Annotated in this window: 1 protein-coding gene and 1 pseudogene; both read left to right on the forward strand. The window is 45.4% G+C overall.

All coding sequences use genetic code 11. The features are described 5' to 3' along the window. The coding region (locus MK385_RS09770; protein WP_326845588.1) for a hypothetical protein at positions 1 to 302 on the forward strand (302 nt) is incomplete at its 5' end. Next, positions 299 to 1,365, forward strand: a pseudogene (locus tag MK385_RS09775) (pre-toxin TG domain-containing protein); the annotation flags it as partial. The gene MK385_RS09770 and the pseudogene MK385_RS09775, both read left to right, overlap by 4 nt.

The following is a 1,365-nucleotide window of genomic DNA, read 5'->3' on the forward strand; positions in this document are numbered from 1 at the left end:
CCAATATTGAAATTTCATTTCAAAATAACTTAGCTCCAAAATTGAAGAGCCTATCTGAAACGAAATATTATGAGGGTGGAGAAGCTTCAAAAGCAATGGACCACTATGCTGATATGCTCAATAAAGTCAATGAAGTCGGAGACCTATACCGACGTGCTAATAGTGAGATTTTAAGCATGATGGATCAAATGATCGAACAAGATACCAAGCTTAGAGATGATTTTATAAATGGTCTTGTTGCTGATCCCGCTCTCGTACAAAACTTAAAAACTCTGGGAATCATTCCGCGAGGTGATCAATGACCAAAGATGTAGAACTTCATTCATCGACCTGGAAGACGATGAAACAAGCCATAACGGGCCTCACTGAAAATGCCACAGTCTCTAGCAGTGGCTATGGAAATTACACAAATGCTCAAGCAGGGAGCTATAGTACAGGCACAGCTTCGACCGGATTTGCCAAACGGGTGGAGGATCTGGTCAAGATTTCTGAGAAGGTTCAGAAACTCATCAAGGAAAAGGATACGGACGGGGTCGTTTCCTATACCTATCACGATGAAACCAGCACTGCCCAAACTCTACAAGCCAAACTCTCAACCTTGGAGCGGTATGCTGAGAATGTGAACACCTACATCAAGAAGAATATCGACCGCCCCTTCTATGAGGCTATGGACAAAGTCGGAGCCAAACTTGAAGCCCTTAACATTCAACAGTATAAAACGACTAACAAGATTGGCTATAAGCGCATCGAGTCTGTGAAAGATCCCTATGGCCATCCTGTCGGTACCAAGGAAGTCACCCCACCTGAGATAGGGATTGACGAGCTCTACAAGGTTGATAGCCCTTATAAGGCGTCACTGAAGAAAAGCTATGAGGAGTATAGGAAGAGTAAGGATTATAAGGATCATAGGCTGACCGAGACGGAATATGTCCAAGTTATGCATCAAACCCGATCTTTCGAGTATGTATCGATTGATGATGAAAAGTCCACTACAGAGATGTGGCGAGATTTGACTCTGACCGCGGCTACAGTTGTCTTGTTTGTCTTCTGCCCTCCTGCCGGTGCGGTTCTATCAACGGTCGCAGCAACAGCGGAAATGTATTCCGCCGCTTCTGGCAAGGACTGGGGTACTGGACGCGAGCTGGATGGGAACGAGAGAGCTATGAGGGGAGCCTTTGCCCTGCTTGACTTGATCCCAGCAGGTAAATACCTCAGTGGCTTGGCCAAGACAGGAAAGACTGCAGGGCTCACCGCTGTTAAGACTAGTATCAAAACAGCAGTGAAGGAAGGCATCGAACAAGGCGCTAAGAATTTCGATACCTTTAAAGGGCTATTGAAAAATGTCAAAGGCATGGGGGATAATAT

The sequence above is a fragment of the Streptococcus oralis genome, assembly GCF_026782125.1.
In the GTDB taxonomy this organism is placed as follows: domain Bacteria; phylum Bacillota; class Bacilli; order Lactobacillales; family Streptococcaceae; genus Streptococcus; species Streptococcus oralis_CE.